Annotated in this window: 12 protein-coding genes; 3 read left to right on the forward strand and 9 right to left on the reverse strand. The window is 44.8% G+C overall.

The annotated features are described in order from the left end of the window. Positions 1-54 precede the first annotated feature (54 nt). Together WG8_RS15090 and WG8_RS15095 are read right to left on the reverse strand one after the other, a co-directional pair. Entirely contained in the window at positions 55-1,680 is a 1,626-nt protein-coding gene (locus tag WG8_RS15090; protein WP_007431076.1) for a response regulator transcription factor, read from the reverse strand. Beyond that, positions 1,655-3,475 (reverse strand): sensor histidine kinase, encoded by a 1,821-nt coding sequence (locus WG8_RS15095; RefSeq protein ID WP_007431077.1) that lies wholly within the window; start codon positions 3,473-3,475, stop codon positions 1,655-1,657. Before WG8_RS15095 ends, WG8_RS15090 begins: the two co-directional genes overlap by 26 nt. Positions 3,476-3,589: 114 nt before the next feature. Here WG8_RS15095 and WG8_RS15100 point away from each other — a divergent pair, with 114 nt between their 5' ends. Then, on the forward strand, positions 3,590-3,793 hold the full coding sequence (locus WG8_RS15100) for a hypothetical protein (protein WP_007431078.1): 204 nt from the start codon (positions 3,590-3,592) through the stop codon (positions 3,791-3,793). 21 nt (positions 3,794-3,814) lie between these two features. Here WG8_RS15100 and WG8_RS15105 read toward each other — a convergent pair whose 3' ends face one another. Continuing rightward, positions 3,815-4,252 (reverse strand): NucA/NucB deoxyribonuclease domain-containing protein, encoded by a 438-nt coding sequence (locus WG8_RS15105; RefSeq protein ID WP_007431079.1) that lies wholly within the window; start codon positions 4,250-4,252, stop codon positions 3,815-3,817. Between the two features lie 139 nt (positions 4,253-4,391). Here WG8_RS15105 and WG8_RS15110 point away from each other — a divergent pair, with 139 nt between their 5' ends. After that, complete coding sequence (locus tag WG8_RS15110; RefSeq protein ID WP_007431080.1) at positions 4,392-4,586, forward strand: hypothetical protein; 195 nt, start codon at positions 4,392-4,394, stop codon at positions 4,584-4,586. Positions 4,587-4,968: 382 nt separating this feature from the next. Beyond that, positions 4,969-5,271, forward strand: coding sequence for a hypothetical protein (locus WG8_RS15115; RefSeq protein WP_007431081.1), 303 nt, complete (start codon positions 4,969-4,971; stop codon positions 5,269-5,271). Positions 5,272-5,340: 69 nt separating this feature from the next. Here the strand turns inward: WG8_RS15115 and WG8_RS15120 are convergent, their stop codons facing one another. From WG8_RS15120 to WG8_RS15145, 6 genes are all read right to left on the reverse strand, one after another. Beyond that, positions 5,341-7,218, reverse strand: coding sequence for an Ig-like domain-containing protein (locus tag WG8_RS15120; RefSeq protein WP_007431082.1), 1,878 nt, complete (start codon positions 7,216-7,218; stop codon positions 5,341-5,343). 119 nt (positions 7,219-7,337) lie between these two features. After that, entirely contained in the window at positions 7,338-7,760 is a 423-nt protein-coding gene (locus WG8_RS15125; protein WP_007431083.1) for a hypothetical protein, read from the reverse strand. Positions 7,761-7,776: 16 nt separating this feature from the next. Beyond that, positions 7,777-8,445, reverse strand: coding sequence for a uracil-DNA glycosylase (locus tag WG8_RS15130; RefSeq protein WP_007431084.1), 669 nt, complete (start codon positions 8,443-8,445; stop codon positions 7,777-7,779). Positions 8,446-8,687: 242 nt separating this feature from the next. Next, the gene (locus WG8_RS15135) at positions 8,688-9,365 is read right to left on the reverse strand and encodes an S-layer homology domain-containing protein (protein ID WP_007431085.1); all 678 of its coding nucleotides are present in this window, start codon (positions 9,363-9,365) and stop codon (positions 8,688-8,690) included. A 100-nt stretch (positions 9,366-9,465) separates the two neighbouring features. Further along, positions 9,466-11,526, reverse strand: coding sequence for a glycosyl hydrolase 115 family protein (locus WG8_RS15140; RefSeq protein WP_007431086.1), 2,061 nt, complete (start codon positions 11,524-11,526; stop codon positions 9,466-9,468). Between the two features lie 298 nt (positions 11,527-11,824). Continuing rightward, positions 11,825-12,847 carry a Gfo/Idh/MocA family protein gene (locus WG8_RS15145; protein WP_007431087.1) on the reverse strand — a complete coding sequence of 341 codons (1,023 nt, stop codon included), beginning with the start codon at positions 12,845-12,847 and terminating at the stop codon, positions 11,825-11,827. Positions 12,848-12,855 lie beyond the last annotated feature (8 nt).

Genomic DNA, 12,855 nt, shown 5'->3' on the forward strand with positions numbered 1-12,855 from the left:
TCCCAACCGATCCTTACTATTACCTCTTGCTATTACCTCTTACTGGTCCCGTCTTTATTGGTCCCGAAATTCATGCGGAGTCATTCCATAATGCTTTTTGAACATCTTGCTGAAATATTGGGGATTCTGATAGCCCAGCTCTGTTGTAATTTCATATATTTTTTTGTTGGAATACTTGAGCAAATACAGAGCCCGCTCCATTCTCATTCGGATGATATAATCTCCCAGACCTTCTCCGGTTTCAGCCTTATAGATTTTGGACAGATAGACCGGATGAAGATAAACCTGATCGGCAATCGTCTTAACAGACAGCTCCTGACCTTTATCCTGGGAGATGAGCTCCTGGACCTGCTTGACCACATAGCTTTTGGCGTTTTGCTCACTTGCGGACCATTCCGACTTTAGCTTGTTCATCATCAAAAATATCCATTCCTTAAGATTGGAGAACGATTGAACCATTTTCTGCGCATGCAGAGGGTCAAAGCCCGTTTGATCCATCTGCGTAATGAAGCGTCCTTGCTTATGCGCCGTGTACATAAACGCGCTCGTTACCGTAATAAACAGCTCATATAAATGCTCACGGGTATACCCTGCTTCCTCTATCTTGCCAAATACACGATTTATCTTCACTTCAGCCTCCTCCCATTGTCTGGACTCCAGAAGATGGGTCAGCGTTGGGTGTACGTATAGTCCCTCCAGCAGCTTGGCTGAATTGTGCGACTGTTCTGGCTGTTCTTCTATAAAGAGCAGCGTATCCGTTTCCTCCTGCTGGTTCCAGTATAAGGACCTGATAGCTGACTGGTATACCTTAGGCAGCTCCTGTGGGAACATAAACCAGCCGGTTACCGTAACGTAAATTTCGCCTTTTAAGTAGCTGCTCACATTTTTTCGGAAATTGTCAATCGTCGCACGCAAAATATGATTCTGCTCGTCTATGCTCCGATCGGAAATCAGATTCCAATTTTCTTCTATCAATACAATTAGACAGTCATGCGGTGCTTTACAGTGCCAAACGTAAAAATCGGGCGCAAACACTTCTTCAGCAATATTTCCAATCGCATACTCTATTAAAGATATTGAATGATAATCCATATCAGAAAAATGCTTTCCTAGCTGAATAAGCAGCATACTGGCACGTTGTCCTGTGCGCAGCATAATTTCGTACTGTGACAACTTGTCCTCTATTATTTGTATAGACAGATGACGCCCAAGCACCAAATCATGCATCAGGTGAGTACGCAGCACACCAAAATCGGTCCTGCGACTGTACTGTAATTGATGAACCTTGTCAAAGGCTTCCCATTCTTCCTTTAGCGAATCGATGGCGGCTGATACACATTTCATAAACTCCTCATCATCCACCGGTTTCAAAATATAATCAAAAGCCTTAAGCTGGATCGCTTTTTTGGCATATTCAAAATCGGCATAGCCTGTGAGCAGCAAGCATCGAATGTGCGGCCATCGCTCGTTCACCTCAACAATCAGCTCTAATCCCGTCATGCCAGGCATACGAATATCCGTAACCAGAATATCAATGTCGTACGCTTCAAGCACATCCACTGCTGCCAATGCGGAAGCTGCTTGATGAACCCTCTCGATGCCCAGCGTTTCCCATGGAATGGTAGCCGCCAGGCTTTCGGTTACATAGCTTTCATCATCTACCAATAATATCTGAACCATAAGGTCCCTCCAGTTTAACCATATTCGAATTTGGGGAAGGTTCAATCAAGCCGTTCGTCTGCTCTGCTTCTGCTGGCAGCGGCCATTTTAGAACCGCACGCAGTCCTCCCAAAGGTGACAACGAGAAAGCCAGTCCGGCGTCTTCTCCAAAATGCAATCGCATGCGTTGATGTACATTCCATAAGCCGTAGCCATGTTTCTCTTCTACAGGCTTGTCAAGCGGTGATGTCAGGGCTGTTATAGCCTCTTGGCTCAAGCCTAGTCCATTATCATCCACAATCAGGTGTATATACGAGCCGACACACTCGGTTTTAATATGGATGATGCCATCCTCCACTTGAGGTTCTATCCCGTGCAGCACCGCATTTTCCACTAGCGGTTGCACTACAAGCAGCGGAATCAGCAGACTATTGGCCTGTGGAGAAACATCAATTGTAAACGTTAGCCGTGGCATACGCATCTGCTGAATTTTCAAATAATATTGAACAAACTCGACTTCCTCTGATAATGGCACCAAATCCCGTTCCTGCCTTGTCGTATATCGATAATACCTGGATAAATTATGCGCCATGGCCACGACCGCCTCATGATTGTGGAGCTTCGCCATACTTGTAATGAACGAAAAACAATTATAAAAAAAGTGTGGATTAATTTGTGACTGGAGCTGCTTTAGACGCGCTTCCTTGACATGCAGCTGCTCAACATACACCTTTTCAAACAGCTCCTGAATCTGTTCGACCATCAGATTGAATTGACGGGACAGGAAAGCAAACTCATGACTCCCCCTTGGGCTTAATCGAACAGCATAGTCTCCATCCTTTAATCTCCGAAATGCCCGCACAAGCTGGAGAATCGGCACTTGTACCTGTGAATGAAGCAGGTAAGCACCAATCAAGCCTACCAGCAGCAAGCCAACAACGGTGATATAAAATAATCGATTTGAAGAATAAATTGGAGACATTATATCGGACAAAGGCATATAGTCAATTAAATACCAGCCCGTCGTTTGCGAAAGAACGGCATGAACCAGGTAGCTCTCTTCTCCAATTTTCACGGTCAGATTATCAACCTCATGCAGCCCCATTTTTTCCAATTTTGTAATCAGCTTGCCAGACAGCTCTTCATTCGCAGTACGATTATAGATCGCTCCTACACCTTTTTTATAATAAAAAGGCTCCTTCCGTCCATCACCTTTAAAGCGGTCAAGCATGTCCTGAATGTTGCTGCTGTCAAATTCGACCTTAATAATCGTGTTGGCGGTTTCAGGATTACCAAGTGAGGAAAACGGGGATAACGTATACAATGAAAATATAAACTGATCTTTCCCGTACATTCTTTTTTTGGATACCTGCCAGCCATCTTTAATCAACTGGTTTAGTTTTTTCTGATCATAAAAACCGGCTCCATTTTCTGACACAACACGTCCAAGTGAAGGGGAATAGATATCCAGACCGGTTCTCCAATTCGATGAGCTTTCCTGAAGTCCCAGCTTGGTCTGGATACGTTTGACAAGATTAATTCCATCTAAATTGAGAGTCTTATCCTTTAAAAAAATGGCCTGAAAGCTGGCAACATCAGGATCATGAATCAACAAATGCGGCCAGGAGGATATCATTTCAATATTGGTGTTTACCTGATTTTGAAAAAAAGTCAGTTGATTATAATTGGACTGGTTCAGCTCGTTACGTAGCACTCTTGTCGTCATCTGATTGGAATAGACGTACAAAACTAGTACAGGAATCAGCAATAGAATAACAATAGAGACGATTTTCGTATAAAAATTAAATTTTAACATGTGGTCTACACATCCTCTGCACAAAAAACAGGCATACTAAAAAGGTATGCTTGAGCCCTGACCTTCCCCGCTGTCAGTACATACTATACAATATCAACGGTTGGCGGTGATAACATGTTTGACGCTAAACAAATGGACTGGTTAAATCAACTATCCGCTGAAGATTTGGCGATATTAGGTGCCGGCTTCACTACATTAGGTGATTTTTTTGCTTTTTTGGCATTGGTTAAAGCCAAACAGGAACCGAAGGGACAGGGAAATGAAGTTGTGGCACTGATCAGGGCCAAACAACAACCTCGTAAGGGAAATAAAAAATAACTATACGATTTCATAGCATTTTTATTTCACGACAAATTTTACACGAGTTCCATCCTCATACTCATCCAATTGGTGACTTACCCATGATCCTGCCCCACGATTATCCTTAGGAGCTATGTATTTGACATTTGCACCTTTACCACCTTCTGAACACATCGCCATCGGCCATTCGTCACGATCGTAGCCTTTACGAGCGGGAACTCCTGCAAGCGAGTGCTTTCGATTTTGCTCGGCTCCTTCACGGTCAATTGTGCATACCGATGATTTTCCCGTCTGAATCGCTTCCTTGATATGCTGCGCCGTTTCCGGATACCGATCTGACGGAAAATGCAGCGTAACCTGTGCCGATGAGGACGGGTTTTCTTGTGGTGTTTTCGTAAGGAGGTCGACTCCTTTAAACCAATACATGCCCGTGGCCAATAACACTACGGTTATAAAACTTAACAGTTTTTTCTTCAATTTTCCTCTTCCCTTCAAGCTATTCCAGTGGGTGCCTTCAACCAAGGAATCCCTGGATTTTATTTTTTGCAACCCCTTACGGACTATAAAAAATGGTTGAATATTCGACGACAAATAATACAGAGAGGAGGTTGCACAGATGAACGATGAGATCAAACTGGCCGTGAGCCACATGCAAGCCGTTGTAATCCGGTTACACAATGGAAGTACCGTTATTGGCTGGCCTAAGCTCCTGTCTGACCAAGAGAACCAGCATTTCAAGCTCTACGATGACGAAAACGTATATACGATTGCAATTCAGGACGTGGATACTGTCGCACGAGTTATTGTATAAGATACATGAAGCGACTCAATGCGATATCCAGCGGACAAGCCCAAACAAGGCACACCACAGGAGAAGACTGATCAAAAATCCCCAGAACAAACCTTTAAAAAGCTTCATACCATACTGACAACCTTTCCAACTGGCTTTTCGATATTATAACATGTCAGAAAGAGAGCTGTCGCAGCACGCTTCACATCATCTTTATATTATATTTTTTAAATTTTAAAATCACAGTACAAAGGCAGTGTGCAATAATTCCGAAAATTATGCCCGATCACCAATGAAAATGCAATCATGACATAATAAAAGTCACATTTTAATTAAAATTTAAGGAAAGTTTCTCGAAAATTATGTATAATTATTGACATAATAAACGTACGAGGTGATCATCATGGCATTACTAAATAGAGTTCAGGAATTAAAATTGCAACTGCCTAACGAGCATCATAGCATCTCGCAATACGTGGAGCATGCATTGCACTCGATTGATAATTTTGTGGAACAGCATCGTCAATTTGTAGCCGCTCAGGCTTTATATGGTGAGAAAATCAATGGCACGGAAGAAAGACTGTTTCGTGATACGATTTCCGAGATTAAAGCCCAACTGGTAGCCACTTTGGAAAAGACAGTTGAAGACTTCGCCCACAGGGGCGATAAGCACTGGAAAAACCATTATCAGGACGGCGTAGAGTAAGTTGAAAATAACCCCCGGTCTTTGGACCTGGGGTTATTTTGTATACGTGAATGTGGCAGCATACGCAGACTATTTTAACACTCTAGCAGATGTCGATACGGTTTTACCGCCATAGACCACTTTGATGCTTGAACTTCCGGTCGCCACTGCCTTCACCTGTCCGCCTGTTACCTGTACAATCGACGGCTTGGAAGATGTCCACACCGCTGAGCTTGTCACATTGGTCATTGCGCCTGAATCATAAACTGCATTTACACTAAGCACTTGAGAGGAGCCTTTAGGGAGCTTCAGGTTCTTGTTGCTCAAGACCAACTTGAGCAGCTTAGGCGTTACCTTGATCTCCACATTAAACGACTTGTCTTGGTATGTGCCTGTAATGGTTGCTGTTCCAATTCCAACCGCTTTAATAGATGACCCTTTTACGCTCGCTACAGAAGCATTCGATGTAGTCCATTTTACCTTGCTACTCAGCGTAGCTTTTTTACCATCTGTATATATGCCGATAACTTTGATGGACTTGCTCCCTTTCAAATTCATATCAGCACTTGTAAAGCTTGGGGTCAATGTAGAAATGGCTCCTTCTACAATGACAGGCACCTTCACGTATTTATTCATATACATGGCCTTGATGCCTGAGTTGCCACCGCTTACCGCTTTTACTTTACCGTTTCCTACTGTAACTGCCGCTGTTGTAGCGGCCCAGCTTACCTGATTCGTAACATCAAGTGTTCCCCCACCAGCCATTTGTGCCTTGATTGTCGGAAGACTCGCTTCTTGTCCTGCAACCAGTACATATTTCTTTTCAGAAGCGGTCAGCTTGAGCACTTTGTATTGCACGGTCACTGGAATATCCAGCTTGAGCGCACCTACTGTCGCTGTCAATGTTGCGCTGCCTGGATTTACTGCAACCAGCTTGCCACCTGCTATTTTAACTGCACTTTCACTGCTTAAGCTCCATTTCACATCGGATTGAACTGCTTTTTTAGCCCCATTGACCAAATAAGCAGATATCGTCGGAAGAGAAGTTTTGCTGCCTGTTTCGAGAGTCAGACTCGCTTTGCTCGATACCAGCTTTTCCACAGTCGGCAGCACATTAATCTTCAGCGTCTTGCTCAAACCGTGATAGGACGCTGTAATCGTCGCATTTCCTGCGTCCATCGGAGTGATTTTACCCTGCTCCACTGTAGCAACCAGCGGATTAGATGAAGTCCATTCTGCCGTGTTGGTTACATCGGTTTTGCTGCCTGTCAGGCTCACATCGGTTGCATTGACCTGAATGGGGGAGCTGCCCAGAAAGACCGATTTGGAACCGGACTCACTTAATGTCAATGCCTGGGAGGAAGAACGCACATACACCATGGTTTGTGCTTTAAGTCCATCCTTGCTCGCTTTAATGTAAGTCACACCTTTGGCAAGCGGGCGTACAAGTCCATTCTCTACGGTAGCAACGGTCGAATTCGAAGATGTCCATTCCACACCGGACACATTTTCCGTCCCGCCTCCGCTAAGCACACCTTGAGCTGTCAGTTGCTTCGATTCTCCGCCAATGGTCAGATTCAAAGGACCAGACGGATTTAATTGCAGCTTGCTGTAAGGCGATTTTACTGTAATTTTCGTCGCTACTGTCTTGTTTTCATGTGTGGCGGTAACTTTGACCTGCCCTATCGATACCGGGGTAATGAGTCCCTTTTCTACCTTTAAGATACTTGGGTCTCCGGAGATCCATTCAGCTTTTTCGGTTACATCCGTTTTCCCTTTTTCTGTAACCAACCACACTTTTAATTGCGCAGGGTTTCCACCCAGATTGACTGTGGTTGGATTTTGACTGTCCCACTCCACTGTGTAAGACGTGCTCTCCTCAGCCCGGATCAAACCTGCTGGCCATGCTGCAACTACAAACATCAGCAAAGCAAGTAAGAAGGTACTCCGTTTGCTCATACTCTTCATTCGTTTCTCTCCCTTGGTTTCATCTTTATAAATAGGGTATTATTAACAGCCCCTTACCTTTTATCGGTAAACAACGCACTAAATTGAACCCTTCAACAAAAATAGGTGGAATATAACAGTTAAAGTTCTCCGCGCAGCGACCTCACCACAAACAAATGCTCTTCCTTCGACAAGGTTTGTCCATCTTCAAGCACGACATCATGATCCGTATGACTAGCCAATTTGATATTGTAAGCAATCAACTGGTCATCTTTCCAAACCGTGACTGCCGATTGAAAATAGATGGCATTATCAAACTGTATTGGAACGCTCATCACATAGCCAATGGAGTTCAGCTTGGCCGGATGGCGGCTTCGACGCTCACGTCCGGGAGGAAGCATGGTAATATACGCAATATTTTCAAAAGGAATAGCCAGCATTTTCGGGCCTAAAATAACGTACTTGCGTGTATCATCCCATTTTTCGAGCGTCCCGCGCACCTTTTGGGTATGACCGTTGTTGCCGTGATATAAGATGACCTGACGTCCCTTCCATTGACGCATGTCCCCACCTCCAGTGCTAGCGGCTAGGAATCTCCCACCGTATCGGTTCCATTCCATGCTCCTGCAAAAATGCATTGGTACGCGAAAAAGGTTTGCTGCCAAAAAATCCCCGGTGAGCCGCGAGTGGACTCGGATGGACGGATTTCAGTACCAAATGCTTGCTGGTATTCACGAAGCTTGCTTTTTTCTGAGCATGACTGCCCCACAAAATAAACACTGCTGGCTGCTCACGTTCATTAATCGCTTCAATCACAGCATCCGTGAAACGTTCCCAGCCTATTCCCTGATGAGATTGTGGTTGTCCTTCACGTACGGTCAGCACATTGTTCAGCAGCAACACGCCCTGCTCAGCCCAAGGAACAAGGTAGCCCTGATTCGGAATGGGAGTCCCGATATCATCGTGCATCTCTTTGTAAATATTTTGTAGGGACGGCGGCGTGCGCACACCGGGTCTGACGGAAAAGCTCAAGCCGTGAGCTTGTCCCTCTCCATGATAGGGGTCCTGTCCCAATATAACCGCTTTGGTAAGATGATATGGCGTTAATTTGAGTGCTGAAAACAAATCTTCTTTCGGGGGATATACTTTGTGTATCTTGTACTCACGGGCTAATGCGTACCTTAATTCATTAAAGTAAGATTTTTCGACCTCTTCCCGTAATACATCATCCCAATCATTTCCAAACATAACTCCCGTCTCCTCTCGCTATGTAGATCTCGCAAATTGTAAGCTTTTTTATCCAAAAAAATAAGCCGACCCCTCATCCGGAGCCAGCTTATTTATTCGTTACTTGTGTTTTGCCGAAGGACCAGAAAAGTATTCTTACGATAGTCAGCTACCGCAGGGTCTAAATTCGATTTCCTTATTATAGCATTCACGATATTGATGTCAAGTGACTGAAAGCTTAAATCCGTCCAGAGAAAAGCTCTTTATTGCTGTATTTGTGACGAATTTGTATGAGCGTTTAAATATTCCAATGCATTATATAGCATAACAGCAGCTTCAGCGCGTGTAATCTCGCTTTTTGGATGAAACTTTCCAGTCGCATCCAAAGTATTGACCTTGTACACTAGCGAGCGCTGAATGCTGCCTTGATAAGCAGGCTCCAATTCGCTGTCGTCAGAGATATTCACAGGTGCGATTTTAATCATGGGAAGAACGCCCGCTTTTTCGATGCCCTGAATCAGCATGTGGGTAAACTCCTCCTTGGTCAGAGCTTTGGCAGGATCGATATCTTTTGGAATGTCTACACCATTATAATGCGCGTTGATAAAAGCATCGGCGTACCATGCGGTATCCTTGACATGGGTGAACAGATCGCTGGCCTGCGGTGCCTTTATAAAATCAATGGCAATCAAACTGAACCGGAATGCACCGGAGATCAGCTGAACTCCTTGTGCAGCGGTCACTTTAGAAGATGGGAGGAACTGCGTGTCAGAGACCCCTTTGAGTAGACCCTGATCTTTAAGGGATATGATTTTTTCTTTGCCGCTTACGTTGTCTAAATCCTTGAATTGGCTGTCTGCCGCAAACAATGGGCCTCCAATGGAAAAGGACAAAATGGCTACGGCTGTAACGGCTGCGAATGCACTTTTTTTCATACTCATATTAAGTTCCACCTTGTAGTTGAATTAGGCCGCTTGGCCATTAACAACTTCTATGACGTAGTACAAGCTGGAAAGGTTGCAGGACAAATTCTAAGATCCTTTAACATAGTACCTTCTCCAGGCAGTGTGCCAATTCATCATCAGATAGCGGCTTGCGATGCGTATTCTCCAGGTAGATATGTTTTTCGGTCTCCGGCATGATATATTGTTTGTACCACAGAAACATATCGGGGCTATCACCCTGAATCCGTAGAAATCTGCGCACCGTGTCCGCATGAGAAATGGTGTTATCGAGATTGGTCAACCAATCCGCCCGGTAGAAATGCTCCCATCTTCCAGTCCCTGCGAGCGAGAGCGCTTCTTTCCCCTTCTGGTAGCTCCAAACGGCATGCGAAGCTTGTATAAATGCTCGTGGATAGTCTCCTTCAAGAAATAACCCGTATGCGATGCAGATGTTAGCCAGCCCTCGGCAACCGCTCAGATGCACTTCAATCTGCACAAGAAGCTGATTATACAGCCTGCGACATTCATCTTCAGGCAATTGCTTCATCATTTGTAGACACCGCTCTTGCAGTTCAACCCAGCCTGGGATTGCCGATTCGGCTTTTTCCTTGAACCCGCGTACCTGTTCAGCAAAAGGTTTTTCTCCAGCAGCCCAGCACAGCCGTTCATCATAGCCTTCTTTGCCTTGCAGCCAAAAGCCCATAATTTGCCGCGCTGGATGGTGATAGAATTCCTCCCCCGCCCGATCATCCTTGTGCGGACCATAAACGATAGTACAACGGGAATAATCCTGGTACAATCGGGAAATCTCTTGATGCTGACGACTGTACAAGCGCCCGATAAAATCAGTAAGCTGCTGTTCAGCATCCGTGTTACCATACGTCCATAAATTCGCTGCCAAATCCAGCGTATATAAATGCGGCAAAATATTACCCGAATTGACCAACAGATACTCGTCTGCTCCTACGGCAAATGCTGTCGTTAATTCGTCAACAATCAGCTCGGCAGAGGAGGGAAATTGAGTAAGATGGTTTGACGCCTGCAGGTCGTGGAAGGTCACATGATAATATACTCCGTTCTTGCCTTCATCCTCCACCTCGGGCAATGCCGGTACACGATGGTTGAGATTGCCATGGCGTCGGGATACCATTTTGCCGTAACCATTGTCCGCCCATATTTTAATTACCCCTTCGGGAACTTCAATGTGACCCTGCTTGTATAACTCGGCAATCTCGCCATACATCGCCATACTGCACACGGGCTGCTCCACACATTCGCAGATCATACTGTACTGTTTGCGAACCACGTACGATATTAATTGTCCACGTTTCTCCGGCGTATTAAAGGAAGGGTCATTTTCCCAAAAAGGCTTGTCTCCCTGTCCACGAAAAGACAATACCCATACAATTTTCTCCCCCTTCTGCCGTTCGATTGCTTCCCGCCATAGCTGCTCAAATAGCTCGGGATGCTCTTTGTAGCTGGCCTGCTTCCCTGGAAAAGCGCGCAAAAACATCTCCGCACCCAGCGGCTCGGCATGATGGTGTGTAATCCATAATCCCATGTCTGCCGCAAGCTTATGATGGATACCTGTGCGCGGTAAATCCGTTCCCGGAATCACCATGTTGCCACCACAGCGTAGTAATGCTTCAAAAACGGGCTCCCATACCTGCTCCGTCGGCGGATAATCATCCTTCCAACCAATCAGACATACCTCATCATTGACAAACCAGCCCCGATAGCGAACCTTGGGCGGTATACTGTCATAATCCTGGCTCGGCAGGACTATAGTATCCCGTCTGGTCGGAGCAAGTTCTGCCCAGAACCAGAACGGCTCTACACCCAGAACGAAGCGACTGTAATGGAGCAGCCCGTAAATGATCCCGAGCTCATCACGGCCAATGATATGAAGTACCGTTCTCTTGCCATCAGCAACAAAACGCAAACAATACCCCTCCGGCCACTGTGGGCATCCATCCTCTTCCTGCGCATAACGGATCATGATCGAGGCCTCTTCTTCTGTTTGCAATGGCTCTCTGCCAAACACTTGCTTATGATCTCGCGCAATCATTCTCCAAGCGTGTGCAATCGGCACATTTCCGCCAACTTGAAGATTGTATCCGCTTTCAGATGTAATGATCAGAGGTTCACAGGGTTTCATGGATTGTCATCTCCTATTCAACGGTGAAGGTTCTTCTTACCTTTATTGTATAGATTGGCGACAGACTTAGATAGTCTATAATATTGCGGATATTGCTCAATCATACAAAAGATCAGACATCGTATGTACCCTTGGTTCGGCTTAAAAGTTTCACAAAAAATAAAACTCGGCGACCTCTTACCGATTCAATTTCGGAAAGGTCGCCGCTAACCTTTAACTTACCTTTTTCCAATCAAAAAAGGTAATCAGTTGTCCTTATAACTGTATCTATCATGTTAAATAGAATCACTATTTTTTATTATAAAACAAGTTGTTTGATATAAAATGATGGGCGTTCTTGTATAAAAATTGAAACAATCTGACCTGTATGCTTAGCTTTCACACAAGCATCCGCCGTCACTGCTACAACATAACCATCCCAAGCCGATGGCCCATTCACTTCACCTTTTACAGTACAATTAATCCATTCTTGCAGTTCAACATCATAGGAATCAATGAAACGATCCTTCCAATCTACTAGAATTTCGGTTGAAAGCTTCGCTTCGCTACGCATAAGTACACTGGATGGCTCAGGTAAGCTGGCTATACCTGTTTCTCCAACAACCTGGCATTGAATGTCATATCCATATTGACAATTTACAAATATTTCAGTGTCAATTCGGATTCCTTGTTTGGTTTCTAGTAAGACGATATGCGGGTCCTGTAGCCCTTCAGCTGCAAAACGTGTGTTTCTTGGCAGAATTACCTGGGCGGAAACATAATCGTCATTAAGTAACCACCGTAAAACATCTATTTCATGAGGAAAAGAATCAGTAAGCGCCATATCACCGGTACAGCCTGGGGCTGAAGGAGCTCGGTGTGCACAATGCACCATTAACGGTTCACCGATCCTTCCATGTTCAATAACATGTTTTAATGCGCGATACCCCTTATCGTAACGTCGCATGAATCCTACTTGAACCAACTGTTTACCGTGTGCAATCTCTGCATCAACGATTCTCCTACACCCCTCAGCAGTTGTAGCAAGTGGTTTTTCGCAGAAAACCGGTTTACCCGCAGCAATGGAAGCCAAAACAAATTCTTCATGGGTAGGACCCCAAGAGGTTACGATAACTGCATCAACATCTTCGGAGTTAATAACGTCATGTCCATTTTCATAAACCTTTGCATCCATATTTTCGTTATTAACAACAGCCTTGGCTTGTTCTGCCTTCACATCTGTCACTGCAACAATTTTAGCTCCCGATAAAGTGTTGGAGATCCTATGAATATGATCTTGACCAATAGCACCTGTACCAATAACACCTATTTTTAGAACCATGTAACATA

The sequence above is a fragment of the Paenibacillus sp. Aloe-11 genome (assembly GCF_000245715.1).
Taxonomy (GTDB): domain Bacteria; phylum Bacillota; class Bacilli; order Paenibacillales; family Paenibacillaceae; genus Paenibacillus; species Paenibacillus kribbensis.

Excerpts from the sequence above, each read along its gene's own strand:
- WG8_RS15090 (WP_007431076.1), bottom strand. The coding sequence starts at position 1,680 with ATGGTTCAGATATTATTGGTAGATGATGAAAGCTATGTAACCGAAAGC.
- WG8_RS15095 (WP_007431077.1), bottom strand. The coding sequence starts at position 3,475 with ATGTTAAAATTTAATTTTTATACGAAAATCGTCTCTATTGTTATTCTA.
- WG8_RS15100 (WP_007431078.1), top strand. The coding sequence starts at position 3,590 with ATGTTTGACGCTAAACAAATGGACTGGTTAAATCAACTATCCGCTGAA.
- WG8_RS15110 (WP_007431080.1), top strand. The coding sequence starts at position 4,392 with ATGAACGATGAGATCAAACTGGCCGTGAGCCACATGCAAGCCGTTGTA.
- WG8_RS15115 (WP_007431081.1), top strand. The coding sequence starts at position 4,969 with ATGGCATTACTAAATAGAGTTCAGGAATTAAAATTGCAACTGCCTAAC.
- WG8_RS15120 (WP_007431082.1), bottom strand. The coding sequence starts at position 7,218 with ATGAAGAGTATGAGCAAACGGAGTACCTTCTTACTTGCTTTGCTGATG.
- WG8_RS15125 (WP_007431083.1), bottom strand. The coding sequence starts at position 7,760 with ATGCGTCAATGGAAGGGACGTCAGGTCATCTTATATCACGGCAACAAC.
- WG8_RS15130 (WP_007431084.1), bottom strand. The coding sequence starts at position 8,445 with ATGTTTGGAAATGATTGGGATGATGTATTACGGGAAGAGGTCGAAAAA.
- WG8_RS15135 (WP_007431085.1), bottom strand. The coding sequence starts at position 9,365 with ATGAGTATGAAAAAAAGTGCATTCGCAGCCGTTACAGCCGTAGCCATT.
- WG8_RS15140 (WP_007431086.1), bottom strand. The coding sequence starts at position 11,526 with ATGAAACCCTGTGAACCTCTGATCATTACATCTGAAAGCGGATACAAT.
- WG8_RS15145 (WP_007431087.1), bottom strand. The coding sequence starts at position 12,847 with ATGGTTCTAAAAATAGGTGTTATTGGTACAGGTGCTATTGGTCAAGAT.